The sequence below is a fragment of the Vescimonas coprocola genome (genome assembly GCF_018408575.1).
In the GTDB taxonomy this organism is placed as follows: Bacteria; Bacillota; Clostridia; order Oscillospirales; family Oscillospiraceae; genus Vescimonas; species Vescimonas coprocola.
In genome coordinates, this window is sequence record NZ_AP023418.1 from 1,711,843 (window position 1) to 1,729,053 (window position 17,211).

16 protein-coding genes are annotated in these 17,211 nt (G+C 62.2%); 7 read left to right on the forward strand and 9 right to left on the reverse strand.

Going from position 1 to position 17,211, the window contains the following annotated elements; all coding sequences use genetic code 11:
• Window positions 1-7 precede the first annotated feature (7 nt).
• The 3 genes from KJS28_RS08450 to KJS28_RS08460 are packed head-to-tail and all read left to right on the forward strand — an operon-like array spanning window position 8 to window position 4,404.
• Window positions 8-3,193 carry a VWA domain-containing protein gene (locus KJS28_RS08450; protein ID WP_213540550.1) on the forward strand — a complete coding sequence of 1,062 codons (3,186 nt, stop codon included), beginning with the start codon at window positions 8-10 and terminating at the stop codon, window positions 3,191-3,193.
• Window positions 3,194-3,210: 17 nt separating this feature from the next.
• Entirely contained in the window at window positions 3,211-3,765 is a 555-nt protein-coding gene (locus KJS28_RS08455) for a hypothetical protein (RefSeq protein ID WP_213540551.1), read from the forward strand.
• Between the two features lie 12 nt (window positions 3,766-3,777).
• Window positions 3,778-4,404: a hypothetical protein gene (locus KJS28_RS08460; protein WP_213540552.1), complete on the forward strand. Its 627-nt coding sequence runs from the start codon at window positions 3,778-3,780 to the stop codon at window positions 4,402-4,404.
• A 280-nt stretch (window positions 4,405-4,684) separates the two neighbouring features.
• Here KJS28_RS08460 and KJS28_RS08465 read toward each other — a convergent pair whose 3' ends face one another.
• Window positions 4,685-5,326: an RluA family pseudouridine synthase gene (locus KJS28_RS08465; protein ID WP_213540553.1), complete on the reverse strand. Its 642-nt coding sequence runs from the start codon at window positions 5,324-5,326 to the stop codon at window positions 4,685-4,687.
• Window positions 5,327-5,464: 138 nt separating this feature from the next.
• Here KJS28_RS08465 and KJS28_RS08470 point away from each other — a divergent pair, with 138 nt between their 5' ends.
• A complete protein-coding gene (locus KJS28_RS08470; protein ID WP_213540554.1) occupies window positions 5,465-6,688 on the forward strand; it encodes an aminopeptidase in 1,224 nt (407 codons plus the stop codon).
• A gap of 379 nt (window positions 6,689-7,067) precedes the next feature.
• On the opposite strand, the gene obgE is transcribed toward KJS28_RS08470, so the two are convergent.
• Window positions 7,068-8,348 (reverse strand): GTPase ObgE, encoded by a 1,281-nt coding sequence (obgE, locus tag KJS28_RS08475; protein WP_213540555.1) that lies wholly within the window; start codon window positions 8,346-8,348, stop codon window positions 7,068-7,070.
• Window positions 8,349-8,528: 180 nt separating this feature from the next.
• The gene (locus KJS28_RS08480) at window positions 8,529-8,732 is read right to left on the reverse strand and encodes a helix-turn-helix domain-containing protein (protein ID WP_021858110.1); all 204 of its coding nucleotides are present in this window, start codon (window positions 8,730-8,732) and stop codon (window positions 8,529-8,531) included.
• A gap of 102 nt (window positions 8,733-8,834) precedes the next feature.
• Here KJS28_RS08480 and KJS28_RS08485 point away from each other — a divergent pair, with 102 nt between their 5' ends.
• Window positions 8,835-8,999 carry a hypothetical protein gene (locus KJS28_RS08485; RefSeq protein WP_213540556.1) on the forward strand — a complete coding sequence of 55 codons (165 nt, stop codon included), beginning with the start codon at window positions 8,835-8,837 and terminating at the stop codon, window positions 8,997-8,999.
• A 68-nt stretch (window positions 9,000-9,067) separates the two neighbouring features.
• Here KJS28_RS08485 and KJS28_RS08490 read toward each other — a convergent pair whose 3' ends face one another.
• The 3 genes from KJS28_RS08490 to KJS28_RS08500 form a co-directional block, all read right to left on the reverse strand.
• Window positions 9,068-11,611: a DNA translocase FtsK gene (locus KJS28_RS08490; RefSeq protein WP_213540557.1), complete on the reverse strand. Its 2,544-nt coding sequence runs from the start codon at window positions 11,609-11,611 to the stop codon at window positions 9,068-9,070.
• A 31-nt stretch (window positions 11,612-11,642) separates the two neighbouring features.
• Window positions 11,643-12,470 (reverse strand): undecaprenyl-diphosphate phosphatase, encoded by an 828-nt coding sequence (locus KJS28_RS08495; RefSeq protein ID WP_213540558.1) that lies wholly within the window; start codon window positions 12,468-12,470, stop codon window positions 11,643-11,645.
• Window positions 12,471-12,671: 201 nt separating this feature from the next.
• On the reverse strand, window positions 12,672-12,920 hold the full coding sequence (locus tag KJS28_RS08500) for an AbrB/MazE/SpoVT family DNA-binding domain-containing protein (protein ID WP_021858113.1): 249 nt from the start codon (window positions 12,918-12,920) through the stop codon (window positions 12,672-12,674).
• 159 nt (window positions 12,921-13,079) lie between these two features.
• Between KJS28_RS08500 and KJS28_RS08505 the strand changes: the two genes are divergently transcribed.
• Both KJS28_RS08505 and KJS28_RS08510 read left to right on the forward strand, forming a co-directional pair.
• Entirely contained in the window at window positions 13,080-13,664 is a 585-nt protein-coding gene (locus KJS28_RS08505) for a spore maturation protein A (RefSeq protein WP_213540559.1), read from the forward strand.
• Complete coding sequence (locus KJS28_RS08510) at window positions 13,661-14,173, forward strand: spore maturation protein (RefSeq protein ID WP_213540560.1); 513 nt, start codon at window positions 13,661-13,663, stop codon at window positions 14,171-14,173. Before KJS28_RS08505 ends, KJS28_RS08510 begins: the two co-directional genes overlap by 4 nt.
• An 83-nt stretch (window positions 14,174-14,256) precedes the next feature.
• On the opposite strand, the gene KJS28_RS08515 is transcribed toward KJS28_RS08510, so the two are convergent.
• The 3 genes from KJS28_RS08515 to KJS28_RS08525 form a co-directional block, all read right to left on the reverse strand.
• The gene (locus tag KJS28_RS08515; protein ID WP_213540561.1) at window positions 14,257-14,796 is read right to left on the reverse strand and encodes an ECF transporter S component; all 540 of its coding nucleotides are present in this window, start codon (window positions 14,794-14,796) and stop codon (window positions 14,257-14,259) included.
• Between the two features lie 78 nt (window positions 14,797-14,874).
• Window positions 14,875-16,539, reverse strand: coding sequence for a PAS domain-containing sensor histidine kinase (locus KJS28_RS08520; protein ID WP_213540562.1), 1,665 nt, complete (start codon window positions 16,537-16,539; stop codon window positions 14,875-14,877).
• Entirely contained in the window at window positions 16,536-17,210 is a 675-nt protein-coding gene (locus KJS28_RS08525; RefSeq protein ID WP_213540563.1) for a response regulator transcription factor, read from the reverse strand. The genes KJS28_RS08520 and KJS28_RS08525 overlap by 4 nt, the downstream gene beginning before the upstream one ends.
• Window position 17,211 lies beyond the last annotated feature (1 nt).

Here is a 17,211-nt window from a genome sequence, read left to right on the forward strand (position 1 = left end):
GCGGCACATGAAAAAAATGCGGCATATGAAGAGAAAAGCCCTTGTGGCGCTGGTGCTGTCTGTCACCATGCTGCTGACCCTGATGCCCGGTCTGGTCTTTGGTGTCTCCGACGATCAGGGTGACCCGGACACCGTCAGCTCCTCCATCGACTACCCCACCGTGAATTTCACCGACGTGGCCCCCTTCCTGCCCCCGGTCAGCGGCACTGCCCTCCGGCGCTCCCCGGCCCGTGACGCCGGTGATGCCAATACCGGCAGCGATAACGGCAATAACGGCATGGTGGTCAACAAGACCTCCGTTTATAACGAGGAGACCGGCGCCTATGACATTACGCTGGAGGCCTACGCCACCGGCAGCAAGGTCATCAGCACCGTCACCAGCGATGTTCCCACGGACGTCATTCTGGTTCTGGATCAGTCCGGCTCTATGGGGGATGATATGGGGCAACTGGTCTACACGGCCTACTCCGGCAATACCCGTCAGAACAGTGATCTCTATGAGAAGCAGGATAACCTCTGGTATAAGCTCTCCGATGGCAGCTATGTCGCCGTTACCGTCACCTCCCGGAACGACAGCATCCAATACACCCCCATCACCAACGGAAGAAATAACGAGGATTATGATTGGTGGTCCGACTCAACGTACACAAATCTCTGGGATAACAAAGACAACCTTTACGCCAAGATCAATGGCGAATACCAGAAGGTCACCGTGAGTCGTTCCGGTTACGGAAACAACCGCACCTACACCTATACCCTCCCGGATGGCACGCAGATCGCATCCAGTCGAGGCGATGATGCAGCACCTACCATCAGCAGCACAGACGATGGCTATCTCTATCTCGCATCCATCGATACCACTCAGACCGTCTATACCTACACCTATACCGATGCCAACGGCACGGTGCAGACCATCGGCACCTCCACAGGCGACAGCACCAACTTCACGGCTGCCACGCTTTACAGCCGCAGCACCACAGATAGCGGCATCACCCGTCTGGAAGCCCTGAAAAATGCCGCCGCCACCTTTGCAAATGCCGTGGAGGAGAAGGCCAAGGGCGCTGACGGTACCCTCGGCACCGAGGACGACATCTCCCACCGCATCGCCGTGGTGGGCTTCGCCAGCAAGTCCGGCTACGGCGACAACACGGAGCTGCTGTCCATCGCCGGAAGCAACAGCGGCAGCGTGGGTGTGGCCTATCACAACATCACCGACCAGAACCTCAAGGACGTTCTTCAGGAAGTGGACACCTCCGCCGGTCAGACTATGGTCTCCACCGCCATTGATGCTCTGGCCGCCAGCGGCGCCACCCAAACGGATCTGGGTCTGGACATGGCCCAGCGCATCCTCTCCGCCAACCCCGTGCAGCCTAACGAAACGCACAACCGTGTGGTCATCGTCTTTACGGACGGCGCCCCCACCAGCTTCAACGGCTTTGAGAAGGATGTCGCCAACGACGCCATCACCCATGCCGGCGCCATCAAGACCGCCGGAGCCACCGTCTACACCATCGGCATCTTCGCTGGAGCCGACGCCACTAGTGCCGGCACCGAGCCAAGCGGCGACCTTGGTCAGAACAGCAGCTCCCTGAACAGCGCCTGCAACTGGTTCATGCAGCAGGTGTCCTCCAACAACGGCACGCCCTGCACCCCCAGCTACTACTTGTCTGCGGCGGACGCCGGTTCCCTCAGCAACATCTTCCAGCAGATCTCCGACAACATCGAGACCGGCGGCTCCTCCTCCACCCTGACGGAGGAATCCGTAGTCCGGGATATCATCTCCCCCCAGTTCACCCTTCCGGCCGGAAGCACCGCCTCTGATATCACGCTGGAGACCTACGCCTGCACCGGCAAGGACGGCGACACCTACACATGGCGCCAAAACGACACCGCCATGGGCGCCACTGCCACGATAGACGGCAATAACGTCAGCGTCACAGGCTTTGACTTCTCCGATAACTACGTGGGCACCGTTACGAATAACGGCATCGTCACCTACCGGGGCCATAAACTGGTCATCCGCTTCAGCGTCAAGCCCCAGCCCGACTTTCTGGGCGGCAACAATGTCCCCACCAACGCCGGGGCCGGCGTCTATGAAAACAAAGACTCCGAGACCCCTGTCCGGGAGTTCCCCCAGCCCACGGTAAACGTCCCCATCCGGCCCGTCACCGTTGCAGCGCAGGACTATAACGTCTATCTGCTGGGCGGTCTCACTGCCAGCCAGCTGCAAAGCGACTCCACTGTGCAGGTAGGCAGCGTTAAGCTGGATCTGACCAAGGCCACCGACTCCGATCACCCCTACGGCTTGGAGCCGTGGCAGACCGCCTACGTGGATATCACCGTCTCCCTCACAGGCCCGGACGGCAGCCCCGTCACTGACCTGACTCAGCTGCGGGAGGACACCTCCTACACCGTCTCCGTCACGGTATCCCCCAAAACGGAGCCGCAGGCAGACGTCAGCGGCACACCGGCCAGCGAGCAAACGGGCAGCGCCACCGGCAAGGTCAACGTCTTTAAACCGACGCTCACCTACGAGGACGGCACCGTCTACTACGGCGACACCTTCGATAGGGCCACGCTGCCCGGTTACCGCACCTCCACCAGCTGGTTCCACGGCACCACCGAGGATACCACCGTAACCATGACCGGCACTGCTCCGGCGCTGACCTACGGCTACACCTACGACACCACCCTTCTGACGGACATCGTGAACACCAAGCAGGACATCCCCGTGAAGGCCACCATCTCCATCGGTGACACCAACATCACCGGCGACACCACCTTCCTGCACACGGACTGCGCCGGAGAGACCTGGAGCCACACCAGCGGCGACCCCGCCTTCCTGCTCCACGTCAGGACCTGCGCCCTGACCGTCACCAAGACCGGCGGCGCTGACGGTGAGCCCTATGTGTTCAACGTCTACCGCAACGGCGATCTCTACACCCAAGTCACGGTGGTGGGCAGCAGCAGTGTCTCCCTCTATGAGCTTCCGGTGGGCAAATACACCATTGCGGAGGACACCGGCTGGAGCTGGCGCTATGACGCCGCCTACGACCCCGATAAGCCGGACGGCTGCACCCTCACCGCCGACCACAATAGCGGCAGCATCACCTGCACCAACACCCTGAAGAATGACCGCTGGCTCAACGGCTTCAGTGATGTCATCGCCAACATCTTCGGAATCCGACACTGAGAAAGGAGGAACTGTTTGTGGCACGCAGAAAAGATCCTTCGCCCCGGAAACCGGGAGCACTGCTTCTGACGCTGGTTCTGCTGGCGCTGGCCCTCACCGGCGCCACGCTGGCGTATCTCATCACCCATACGGACCCCGTCCCCAACCGGTTCACTCCCGCCCATGTGTCCTGCAACGTCACGGAGGACTTTGACGGCACGACCAAGAAGAACGTCAACGTCACCAACACCGGTGACATTGACGCCTACCTCCGGGTGAAGCTGGTGACCTACCGGGTCAATGACGACGGCCAACACATCGGCGGCACGGCAGCCATCCCCGCCTTCACCCCCGGCGACGGCTGGGTAAAGTATGGCGACTATTACTACTACACCTACCCCGTGGCCCCCGGTCAACAGCCCGAAACCCCGCTCATTGACAGCCTGACCCTCACCGGCAGCTACAGCGATGCCGACGGCGGCAAGCAGGCGCTGGAGATCATGGCGGAGGCTATCCAGAGCGCCCCGACAGACGCCTTGGGTCAGGCTTGGGGCGTCACCATCACGCCGGGCCGAGTGGCCCAGTATCAGTAAGGAGGGGACGGCATGAAACGAAAAACCATCTGTTCTCTGGCGTTGACGCTGCTGATGCTCCTGTCATGCCTCTGCGCCGCCTATGCGGACACCGGCTCCGTCACCTATGACGGCGACGCTCAGAGCTTCGTGTTCCTCCCCGGCAGTGACTACTCCCCCTCCGACCTGTTCCCGGACTTTAAGGGCGTCATGCCCGGCGACCGGCTGACCCAGACCCTGCGTCTGCGAAACGACAGCGACCATCGGGTGCGGCTGTACCTGCGCTCTCTGGGGTCCGAGTCCGGTTCCGAGGAATTTCTCTCCCAGATGACCCTGACGGTGCAGACTCCCACCTCCTCTCTCTTCGATGCGCCCGCCCACGAGACGGCACAGCTGACGGATTGGACGGAGCTGGGGACCATCGCCCCCGGCGGCGATCTGGAGCTCACCGTGACCCTGAACGTCCCCCTGACCATGGGCAATGACTTCCAGTCCGGCATTGGCTATCTGGACTGGCAGTTCAAGGCCCAGGAGCTGGAGGACCCCACACCCCCCACCGGCGACACCTACGCCCCCACCCTGTGGCCGCTGATGGCCACGCTCTCCATGGGCGCCATCGCCTTCCTCCTGAGCCGCAGAAAGCACCGGGAGGAGCCGTAATTTTCCACATGAAAAGAGACTGCCGAACCCCTTCGGCAGTCTCAGCGTGTCAAAAAAGCCTCGCAGAGTTTGCCGCCCGCAGGCGGCAAAGAAGTAAAATCATTTTCTCTCACGACATGTGCGTGAGAGAAAATACTTCTCAGGCTGCAAGTGTGGAATTTGTGTGCCATAGGCGCACAAATTATGCACGCAGCAGACTGCAAGCTTTCTGTCGGAAAACCCGGAGGGTTTTTCCGACAGTCTCAGACTGCCGAACCCCTTCGGCAGTCTCTTTTTCTGTCTATCTCCCTGTCAGGGGCATGGGAAAGCCCAGCCACGGGGTCTCCCTGGGCGGCAGTTTGGAAAACCGCATGGCCGCCCCGGTCTGGGGATGGGCGAACTCCAGCCGCCACGACCACAGGGCGATGCTTTCCCCTTCCTCTCCCCCGCCGTATTTCCGGTCCCCCACCAGTGGAAACCCACGGGAGGCAAACTGCACCCGAATTTGATGGGTCCGCCCGGTGTGCAGCCGGATACGCACCAGTGACAGCCCCTCCCGGCTCCCCAGCACCTCATAGGACAGCTCCGCCGGGCGCACATCCTTCCCCGGCTCCGCCGCCACATAGGTGCGCCGCCGGACGGGATCCCGCCCCAGCAGGTCCGTCATCACGCCCCCCTCCGGCACGCCGTGGACCACCGCCAGATACTCCTTGCCGAAGGTGCGGCTGCGAATCTGCTCCGACAGCAGGGACGCCGCCTTGGCCGACCGGGCGTAGACCATCAGCCCGCTGACGGCGGCGTCCAGCCGGTGTACCGTGCGGATGCAGGGAGTCCCCAGCTCCTGCCGCAGCAGCTGGGGCATCCCGCCGGGCTCGTCGGTGCTCAGCACCCCGGCAGGCTTCACCGCCACCACGATGCGTGGGTCTGCGTAAACGATCTCCATGGGGCATCTCTCCCTTACCATTCATCTTCTATCCTCTATCCTACCACATCCCGTCTCCGCTTGCAAGAAAGCCCTTTCCATCTGCCGTCAGGCGTGCTATAATGGCACCAAACCATCAGAATACAGGAGGGGATTGCCGTGAAAAAGACCGTTTTGAGGAAATATGCCCAGCTGATCGCCGCCTCCGGCGTCAATGTGCAGCCGGGTCAGGAGGTATTCATCGCCGCCGATCTGGATCAGCCGGAGTTTGTGAAGCTGCTGGTGGAGGAATGCTATAAGCGCAAGGCCAAGAAGGTGGTGGTGGACTGGAGCTATCAGCCCCTGCAAAAGCTCCACTACCGCTATCGTACCCTGACCACTCTCTCCAAGCTTGATAACTACGAGGAGGCCCGCTGGCAGCACTATGTGGATACCATTCCCTGCCGCATCTACCTGCTCAGCGAGGACCCCGACGGTCTGAAGGGCATCAATCAGGAGAAGATGGCCAAGAGTCAGCAGCGGCTATACCCCGTCATCAAGAAATACCGGGATCAGATCGAGAATAAGTACCAGTGGTGCATCGCCGCCGTCCCAGGCGCCGCATGGGCCAAGAAGCTGTTCCCGGAGCTGCGGACCAGTCAGGCCATTGAGAAGCTGTGGGAGGCCATTCTCTCCACCAGCCGGGTGGACGAGGACCCCGTGGCGGCGTGGGAGGCCCATAACAAGGACCTCCACGACCGGTGCCAGTACCTCAGCGGTCTGGGCATCCGGGAGCTGCGCTACAAGAGCGCCAACGGCACGGACTTCACCGTGGGCATGATCCCGGAGGCGCAGTTCTGCGGCGGCGGCGAGACCAGCCTGCAAGGCATCTTCTTCAATCCCAATATCCCCACGGAGGAGTGCTTCATCTCCCCCATGAAGGGTGTGGCCGAGGGCATTGTCTACGCCACCAAGCCCCTGAGCTATCAGGGTCAGCTCATCGACGGCTTCTGGATCCGCTTCCACGAGGGCAAGGCGGTGGAGTGGCACGCCGAGGTCAACAACGACCTGCTGACCAAGCTCATCACCATGGACGAGGGCAGCTGCTATCTGGGCGAGTGCGCTCTGGTCCCCTTCGACTCCCCCATCAATCAAACGGGCCTGCTGTTTTATAACACCCTCTTTGATGAAAACGCCTGCTGCCATCTGGCGCTGGGCATGGGCTTTGCCGATACCATCCGGGACTTCCAGAGCAAGACGCTGGAGGAGTGCCGGGCGCTGGGCGTCAACGACTCCATGATCCACGAGGACTTCATGATCGGCTCGGCGGACCTCTCCATCGACGCCGTGTGCGACGGCGGCAAGGTGGTCCCCATCTTCCGCAATGGTACATGGGCTTTTTGACCGTCGCCTTTTTCAGAGACTGTACCCTGTTTTTGCAAAGAAGGATCAGGAGAAAGAAAATGGATGATGCGTTCATCCAATCATTGCAGATAACCCAAGGGAGGGAGGAGCGCTGCTCCTCCCTCCCTTGGGTTTGCTTTTCGTTTTTTATGCTGCTTTTTCTCTTCCACGAAATTTTTTCTCCGAACGGAGGATCTTCCACCGCAGAAAAAAATCCTCCGTGGGAAAATGGCTCACCGGCGGGGCAAATCTTTCTATGTGGAACAAGTCCCGGTTTGGGAGACGGCGGCGTGTCCCATGGGACAAAAACGGTATTCCTTCGGACGTCAGGTCCCGGTCCGATATGGGGCGAGTGGACGTCCAAAAAATGTCCAATCTCTCAGCGCTGATACTCAAATTCCAGATCGTACATGGAGACGATATCCCCGTCCTGGATCCCCATCTGCTCCAGCTGATCGAACAGACCCGACTGGCGCAGAACCTTATCGAAGTACATCCGGCTCTCATAGTCGGAAAAATTGATGTTGCCCATGAGCCGCTGGAGCCACGGCCCCTCCACCAGCCAGGTGTGGTCGTCCCGGTGGATATCCAGCGGGGCGGTGGTATCCACCTCCGGCGGGCGGGGTACATACTCCGGCTCATAGACCGTCACCGGCGGCAGCTCCGCCAAGCGGCGGGCGATAGCCTGCACCAACTCACGGGTCCCCTGATGGGTGGCGGCGGACATGGCCATGAACTCATAGCCCGCCTCCTGCACATGGCAGCGGAAGGCTTCCAGCTGCTCAGGGTCCGCCAGCAGATCCGTCTTGTTGGCCACCACGATCTGGGGCCGCTGAGCCAGTTCCGGGCTGTACTGCTTCAGCTCGGCATTGATGGCGTCAAAGTCCGCTATGGGGTCCCGGCCCTCGCTGCCGGAGACATCCACCAGATGCACCAGCAGGCGGCAGCGGTCAATGTGCCGCAGGAAGTCATGGCCCAGCCCGGCTCCCTCGCTGGCCCCCTCAATGATGCCGGGGATATCCGCCATAACGAAGGACACGCCCTCATCCACATACACCACGCCCAGATTGGGATAGAGGGTGGTGAAATGGTAGTTGGCGATCTTGGGATGGGCCTTGCTGACCACGCTCAGAAGGGTGCTCTTGCCCACGTTGGGAAAGCCCACCAGACCCACGTCCGCCAACAGCTTCAGCTCCAGCACCACGTCGTGGCTCTCACCGGGAAGGCCCGCCTTGGCGAAGCGGGGTACCTGCCGGGTGGGGGTGGCGAAGTGCTGGTTGCCCCAGCCGCCCCGGCCGCCTTTACAGAGGACGAAGGGCTCGCTGTCGGACATATCCTTGATGATCTCGCCGGTCTCGGCGTCCCGGATGAGAGTCCCTCTGGGGACCCGGATGGTGAGACTCTCTCCGTCCTTGCCGCTTTTGCGGCCGCCCTGCCCATCTACGCCGGGAGAAGCCACATATTTGCGCTTGTAGCGGAAGTCCATCAGCGTGGACATATTGTCATCCACCTGCACGATGATGCTGCCGCCGTCGCCGCCGTCGCCGCCGTCGGGGCCACCGGCGGCCACGTATTTCTCCCGGTGGAAGGCCACGGCTCCGTTGCCGCCGTTGCCGGCCCGGACGGTGATGCGGGCTTTATCGATGAATCCATTTGCCATAATGCTACCTCGTTTATCTGAAAATGTGTATTCTACTCCAGTATGTCCTATTTTAACGGAAAAACGCCCCACCGTCAAGGGCGGGGCGCAGGAGAAAACGGTCACTGCTGCACTGGCAGGACACAGAAAAGGAGGACAGGCGTTTGCCTGCCCTCCTTTTGAAGTCAGAAGGTAACGCCGTCAGCGGGGCTCATCGGAGAAGCGGATGACGTCATTGGGGGTGCAGCCGATGATGCGGCAGAGCTTTTCCAGCGTGACCATGGTGATATTGCGGCCCTTTTTCAAAGCGTCCAGCGTCTTGTTATCCACGCCGCTCTTCAGCAGCTGGTACTGGGAGACGCCACGGCGCTGCATAGTTTCCCACAGGGGGCTGTAATCAAACATCACGGTCACCACCTTTCTTCTCAAATCATTATAGAAAGAAAAGCAGAAAAACCATATTGTGGATATATCCACAATATGGTATAATAGAAAAGGGTGATTATTTTGGCTGATTATAAAGAGATGTATTTGACCATGATGCGGGCAGCTGAACAAGCGATCAATATTCTGATCGCCGCACAGCAGGCGTGTGAAGAAGCCTATTTGCAGGAAGATGCTCCCCATATATTTATCTTGGAAAGTGAATCCGATAACGCAAAACAGGAATAAGGAGGACAGGCGTTTGCCTGTCCTCATTCCTGTTGGGTAAAGGATATACGGTTTTCATGCCAAGGGCGTTACTCCAGTGCGTCACGGCTCTCGAACACATCACGGATAGAGCCGCTGCGGTCGATCTCCGGCTCAGGCTGGGGCTGCTTGCTCATTTGCAGCTCCTGCCACTTGGCCTTGTCGATGAGCAGCTGACGGGGCTTGGAACCCTCGAAGGGGCCGACAATGCCCCGTTCCTCCATCTGATCCACCAGACGGGCGGCACGGGAATAGCCCAGCTTCAGGCGGCGCTGGAGCATGGAGACGGATGCCTGTCCCGTTTCCAGAACCACCTCCACGGCGGCGGGCAGCAGCTCGTCGCCATCCTCCTGTGCCTCGGCGGGTTCGGCAGAGGTCTTTCCTCCGCTGCCCTTTTCCTTCTCCTTCACCGCCTGCTCGATCTTGTCCATGACTTCACGGGAGTACTCCGCCTCGCCGGTGGTCTTGACGAAGCCCACTACCCGCTCGATCTCCTCCGGAGTGATGAAGCAGCCCTGCACACGGGTGGGCTTTCCGGCCCCCAGCGGGGCATAGAGCATATCGCCCTTGCCCACCAGCTTTTCGGCGCCGGTGGTATCCAGAATGATGCGGGACTCCAGTGAGGAGGCCACAGCGAAGGCGATGCGGCTGGGGATATTGGCCTTCATCAGGCCGGTGATGACGTCGGAGGAGGGTCGCTGGGTGGCAATGACCAGATGCATCCCGGCGGCACGGCCCATCTGGGCCACCCGGCAGATGGACTCCTCCACCTCCTTAGCGGCCACCAGCATCAGGTCTGCCAGCTCGTCGATGACCACCACCACCGTGGGCATGGTCTTGAGCTCCTCATCCTGCCGGGCCAGCGCATTATAACCCGCCAGATCCTTGACCCCGTGCTCGGAGAACAGCTTATAGCGCTTCATCATCTCGAACACCGCCCATTGCAGGGCTCCGGCGGCCTTTTTGGGGTCCGTCACCACGGGGATCAGCAGGTGGGGGATGCCGTTATAGGGGGCCAGCTCCACCATTTTGGGGTCCACCATGATAAAGCGGACCTCCTCCGGGGTGGACTTATAGAGGATGCTGACGATGAGGGAGTTGGTACACACGGACTTACCGGAGCCGGTGGTACCGGCGATGAGCACATGAGGAAGCTTGCCGATATCCCCCACGATGCAGCTGCCGCCGATGTCCTTGCCCACGGCGAAGGCCACCGGGGACTTATGCTCCGTGAAGGTACGGGACTCCACCACGTCCCGGATGCGAACCGGGGTGACGGCCCGGTTAGGGACCTCGATGCCCACCACGGAAATTTTATTGGGGATGGGGGCGATGCGGACGCCGCTGGCCCCCAGTGCCAGCGCAATGTCATCGGCGAGGTTGGTGATCTTGGACAGCTTCACCCCCTGCTCCAGCGTAAATTCATAGCGGGTGACGCTGGGGCCGTGGACCACAGCGCCGGGGCGGGCGTCCACACCGAAGCTCTGAAGGGTCTGGGCCAAGCGCTGGGAGTTGCTCCGCAGCTCAGCCCCCACCTCCGTATAGTTGTCGGCGGTATTCTCATCCAGAAGCGTGATGGGGGGATACTGGTACGCCTCCTCCGGCTGGGCCAGCTCCTGCTCCACCGCAGCGGTCACCTCCTCGGTGGCGTCCTGCACCTCCTGCGCCGTGACGGAAGGCTTGGCCGCTTCACGGGGCTTAGCCACAGGGGCGGGGGCAGCAGACGCTGCCGGTGGGGAGGTAACGGGAGCGGCGGGGGCCACGGGGGTGGCTTCCTCCGCAGGCTCCCCCCGCAGCACCTGATCCGGGGTGCGGACGGTGCTGCTCTTACGGGAGAAGAAGGGTTTCTTCTCCTTAGGGGTAAAGGTGGGTTCCTCCGGCTGGGGCTGCGGCTGCTTGGCGGGTGGCTCGTCGTCCAGGGGGATATCGATGGCGGCACGGCGGCGGGGCCGCTTCTCCGCCGGTTTCTCCTTTTCACGGGCGGGGGGTGCTTCCTCCGGGATGTCCTCCCGCTCCGCCTCCCGGCGCTCCTGCGCCCGGCGGACGGCGTCCTTGGGGGAGAAGTGCAGCGCCAGACACAGGGCCGCCAGCAGCATGAGGAGGAACAGGATCAGGGACAGCACCTTGCCGAATACGGCGGAGAAGCCCACGGCCAAACCGCCGGACAGGGCGCCGCCGCTTTGCAGGGACCGGCCGGAGAGCCACAGTTCCCGCAGGCCGGTGAGGCCCGGCTCATAGGAGCGGGCGCACAGCAGCAGATGCAGGCCGCAGCCGGTGAGCACCGGCACCAGCAGCGTACATACGGAGCGCAGGGTGGCGGGGCGGTCCCGGTGGGTCAGCAGCAGGAGGCCCGTCAGCAGCAGGGCCGGGGCCGACAGCCAGTAGCCGTAACCCAGCAGCCCCTTCAGCAGGCCGCCGAAGAAGGTGATGAACAGGGCCTCCTCCTGAAAATAGGACACGACGGCGCACAGGGCCAGCAGCAGGCAGACACCGCCGGCGATCTCCCGGCCGTAGGTAGGGGCAGGAGGGGGCGGCGTGCGGGTATTCTTTTTTGCGGGTTGCGAGGTTTTCTTCTTTTTGGGTGCAGCAGCCATGCGGACTTCCTTTCGTGCAAGAGAACGGGTGTTACTTGACGGCGTTCAGAATGAGGGTCAGCGCACCAGCGGCCCAGCAATAGTAGGCGAAGGCACCGAAGCGGCCCTTGTCAGCGATCATCTTCAGCAGGCGGATGCACAGGTAGCCGGAGACGGCAGCCACCACCACGCCCGCCAGATACACCGGCAGTTGGCTCCAGTCCACGCCGCCGGTGAGGGCATCCTTCAGACTGAGGATGTTGGCACCCAGCACGGCGGGGATGGACAGCAGGAAGGAGAAGCGCACGGCAAACCTCCGCTCGAAGCCCACGAAGCAGCCGGTGGTGATGGTCATGCCGGAGCGGGAGATGCCGGGGACCGTGGCAATAGCCTGACTGACGCCCACCACCAACACATCCAGCACCGTGGCGCTGCGGGCATCCTTGCGGCCCTTGCGGGCCCGGTCGCTGAAAAACAGCAGGAAGCCGGTGACGATCAGGGCGGCGCCGATGAATACCATACTGCTCTTCAGGCCCTCCACCGTGTCCTTGATGGGCAGGATGGCAAACAGAGGCAGCGTACCCAGAATGATCAGCAGGATCAGGCGGCGGGCCGGGGGTACCGGCGTAGGGGTGCTGTGGTGGACCAGATCACCGATGCCGCAGAAAAATTCCCGCACCATATCGCAGATGTCCTGCCAATAGGCCACGAACACCGCCACCAGCGTACCCAGATGCAGCAGTACGTCGTAGAAGGCGGGGACCTCGGCGTTGATGTTCAGCAGATTCTGGGCGATGGCCAGATGGCCAGAGCTGGAGATGGGCAGAAATTCCGCCACGCCCTGGATCAAGCCCAGAAGAATAGATTGCAGAAAGGTCATAGGTTTTCTCCTTATTTGAAGTTCTATCAGGGGGTATGGCCCCGTATTGTTGGAAGGGGTACGTTTTATCATACCACAGGCGGACAAAAAATACCACCCCTTTTCCTCGACAATCTGCGGGATGGCCGCGGAGCCATTCTTATCAAAGGAAAGAAGGCCCACCGGATGGCGGGCCTTCTTCACCGTGTGCGGTACACGGGGTCAGAATGTGACGGACTGAAGCTCTTTCAGGCACTTCTGACACACGTTCTTCCCCCGAAACTCCGATACGCCCCGGCTGCTGTTGCAGAAAATGCAGTTGGGCCGGAATTTTCGCAGGACAATGGATGCGCCGTCCACATAGATCTCCAGCGGATCACGCTCGGAAATATCCAGCGTGCGCCGCAGCTCTACGGGCAGGACGATGCGTCCCAACTCATCCACTCTTCTGACGATACCGGTTGCTTTCACAGTGATCTCCCCTTCTTTGCCCCTCGATTTTAGCGTCTACGTGGGATTCGTTTATATTATGCCGTAAATTTACATATTTGTCAACCAAATGATAAAATCTGTCTGGATAGATGTAATAAAATATGTCGGTGCGGCGTATACATCCATGAGGTGACAAGGATGGCGATGGCGTGGATCTGGACGGGAATGGCTGTGGTCAGCGTGGTGTGCGGCGCCGTATACGGGCGCATGGAGGCCGTCAGTGCGGCGGCGCTGGAGGGGGCCGGGCAGGCGGTTCGGCTGTGTCTCTCCATGGCGGGGATGCTGTGCCTGTGGACGGGGCTTATGGAGGTCATGGATCGGTGCGGGCTGTCCCGGCGGCTGGGACGGCTGTTCCGTCCGGTGCTGCGGCGGCTGCTGCCCCAGGCCAGCCGGGATCCGGAGACGCTGGCAGCGGTGACGGCCAATGTGTCGGCCAATCTGCTGGGGCTGGGCAACGCCGCCACTCCCATGGGTATCCGGGCGGCCTGCCGTATGGCACGGGGGACGGAGGGCGTGGCCAGTGACGAGCTGTGCCGGCTGGTGGTGCTGAACACCGCCTCCATCCAGCTGCTGCCCACCACGGTGGCCAGCATCCGGGCCGTCTGCGGCAGCGCCGCGCCGCTGGATATCCTGCCGGCGGTGTGGGTCAGCTCTCTGCTGTCGGTAGCGGCGGGGCTGGCGGCGGCGAAGCTGCTGGAGCGGCTGGGAAGGCGGCGGACATGACGGACTGGGTGATCCCCTGTCTGCTGGCGGGGGTGGCGGCGGCAGCCATGGGGCGGAGGACCGATGTCTACGGCGCCCTCACCGACGGGGCGGCGGAGGGGCTGCGGGTGCTGGGGCGCATCCTGCCGGCGCTGGTGGTACTGCTGTCGGCGGTGCAGATGTTCCGGGCCTCCGGAGCCATGGAGCTGCTGACGGGGCTGCTGTCACCGGTGCTGGAAGGGCTGGGCATCCCGCCGGAGACGGCGGTGCTGCTGTTGGTGCGGCCCGTCAGCGGCTCCGGGGCGCTGGCGGTGGGCAGCCAGCTGATGGAGCAGTACGGGCCGGACTCCTACATCGGGCGGGTGACGGCGGTGATGCTGGGATGCTCGGAGACGACGTTTTATACCGTGGCGGTCTACTACGGCGCTGCGGGCATCCGCCGCACCCGCCACACCATTCCGGCGGCGCTGGCGGCGGATGCGGCGGCCTTCATTGCCGCCGCATGGGCGGTGCGGGTGTTCTTTCCGTAAGGCCGGCTCTCCCGGTGGTGGGGCAGAAAAAAGGAGGCTGGGGACTCGTAGTCCCCAGTCTCCTTTTGTATCTCGATCGTTTTTCAGGGCTTATCTGCCGATGGGCAGTTAGCGGTGCAGCGCTTCCACAGGCCACGCAGCAGCAGATCCTCGTCGCAGACGGCCTCCCGGCGGCACAGGGGCGCCACGAAGCGGCCCAAGCCACCGGTGAACACCAGTGTGCAGGGACAGCCCAGCAGGAACACCCCTGTATTAGTCAGTGGGGCGGCCAGTGCCGACAGCAGAATGGAAAGTCTCGGATACCGTGGGTGCAGCCACCGGCAGCACAGGCCCGCCGCTGCGCCGCAGGCAATGCCCTTGCTCGGCACCGTCACAATGGCCCCTCCCGGATCTGCCGCCAGAAAGAGACCGGCATCCCCCGACAGAAGCACCACGGCCCCGAATACCAGCCCCAGCCAGCAGCCCATGCCCCAGCCGTACAGGGCGGCGCCCAGCACGATGGGAATCAGAACCAGTGAGACGGAAAAGGGGCCGAAACGGATGGCGCTGCCCACAAACTGGAGCACCGCAGCGATGGCGGCAAGGTGTCCGCCTCCTGCGAGATACTGTGTGGTTTTTTCCATAGGACTTTCCTCTGCTGCCGCTCCGCCGGAGCGGATGCAGCGCATTTCTTTTTGATTTTTATAGGTTGGGTCAGCGGGTCACCGGGCCGCTGCGGGGAAGGTGATGCGGATGACAGTCCCCTCGCCGGGCTTACTGGTGAGGCGGATGTCGCCGTGGTGATACTGCACGGCGTGCTTCACGATGGAGAGGCCCAGCCCCGTGCCGCCGGAGGCCTTGGAGTGGCTCTTATCCACCCGGTAGAACCGCTCGAACACCCGGCTCTGGTGCTCCGGGGCGATGCCGATGCCGGTATCCGACACCGTGACGGAGGAGATCCCGTTCTCCGAGGACACCTGCACCTTCACGGTGCCATCCGGGACATTATACTTGATGGCGTTGTCGCAGAGGTTGAAGATCACCTCATACAGCAGCCGCCGCACGCCGGTGACCGGAGCGTGATCCCCGTCCACCGACAGGGACACCCGCCGCTTGGCGGCGGCATCCTGTAGATTGGCCACGGCTTCTTGGCTCAGCGCCAGCAGGTCCACCGTCTCCGTGGGCATGGCATCCCCCTCGTCCAGCTGGGACAGGCGGATGATATCCTCCACCAGCGTCACCATCCGGGAGGCTTCGTCGTGGATATGGCCCACGAAGCGGGGCATATCCTCCGGCTTCACCATGCCGCTCTGGATCAGCTCGGCACTGCCCACGATGCCCTGCAGGGGGGTCTTCAGTTCGTGGGAGACATTGGCGGTGAACTCCCGGCGGTTGCGCTCGGCGTACTCCTGCTCTGTCACGTCGAAGGCCAGCAGCACTGTACCCACCGTCTCGCCGCCGGACTGGATGCGGCTCATATCCAGCTGATACTCCCGGCCATTACGCTGGCAGCGCAGCTGGCTGTGGCCCTTCTCACGGGCTGTCTCCATCGCAAGGCACAGCTCATGGCTGCGGTCCACCGTCAGGAAGTCACGGCCCACACAACCCTCGTCCGCCTGAAAGAGCCTGCAGGCGGCGTGGTTGATGCTGAGCACCGTCCCCTTCTCGTCCAGCAGCACCAGACCCTCCTGCATACTGCCGGTGATCTGGGTGAACTCGTCGGTCTTTTGCCGCAGGGTCCGCAGTTGGGCGTCGATCTCCTTGTGCTGGTAGTTGATGCGGCTCAGAAGAGGAGCCAGCTCCTCGTAGGCGTCGTTTTCCAGCGGATGCTCCAAGTCCAGCCGGTTCAAGGGATCCACGATGCGGCGGGACAGGCGCCCGGCCATGAGCCCGGCGAAGATCAACGCCGCCACCAGCACCACCAGCATGGGCTGGATCATTCCCAGCGCCAGCATCCCGGCGGTGGCACGGCTGACGGAGATACGCAGCACCGTGCCGTCCGTCAGGCGGCGGGCCACATACAGGGTCTGCTGCAGAAGGGTATCAGAGTAGCGGCTACTTTCGCCGCTGCCGTTTTCCAGCGCCTCCTGCACCTCCTGACGGCCGGCGTGGTTCTCCATGGAGGCCACGTCCGTCACCTGCGTATCATACAGCACCCGGCCGTCGGAGGCGATCCACGTCAAGCGGAACCGCTCCGCCGGAAGGCGCTCCAGATAGGCCGTACCGCCGTTTTCCACGCCGCTGACGGCGAGGCTCAATTCATCCTGTAATTGCTGCTCCTGCACACCGCCGAAGTAGCTGTACAGGCAGCCGGTCATGATGACCATGCCCGCCGCCAGCACTACGCCCGCCACCAGCAGAATGGAACGGAAAATTTTTCTTGTCATGCGCCTACCTCCAGCCGGTATCCCACATTCCGCACGGTCTGGATCATGCTGCCGCAGCTGCCCAGCTTCTGGCGCAGGGTGCGGATGTGCATATCCACCGTCCGGGTCTCGCCGCAGTAATCCATGCCCCAGATCTCGTTGAACAGCTGGTCCCGTGTGAAGGCCATGCCCGGATGGGACAGAAACAGCCGCAGCAGCTCAAACTCCTTATAGGTCAGTGTCACTCGCTGACCCTCCACCGTGACGATGCGCTCCTCCGGGTGCAGTACGATGCCCCCGGCCCGCAGCACCGGCTCCTGCTCCGTCCGGCAGCGCCGCAGCACCGCCTTGACGCAGGACACCAGCTCCATGACCCCGAAGGGCTTGGCCAGATAATAGTCCGCCCCCAGATCCAGACCCTGTATCTTGTCATACTCTGCGCCCTTGGCGGTAGCCATCACTACCGGGATGCGGCGCAGGGCCGCCGAGGCCCGCATCCGGCGCAGCAGCTCCATGCCGTCCACGCCGGGCAGCATCACATCCAGCACCACCAGCTCCGGCTGCTCCTCCGTCTGGAGGGCCTGCCAGAAGGCGGCACCGTCGGCAAAGCCACAGGCCTCGAAGCCGGTGGAACGCAGGGCGTATACTTCGATATCCCGGATACTGGCATCGTCCTCTACGCACCAGATCATG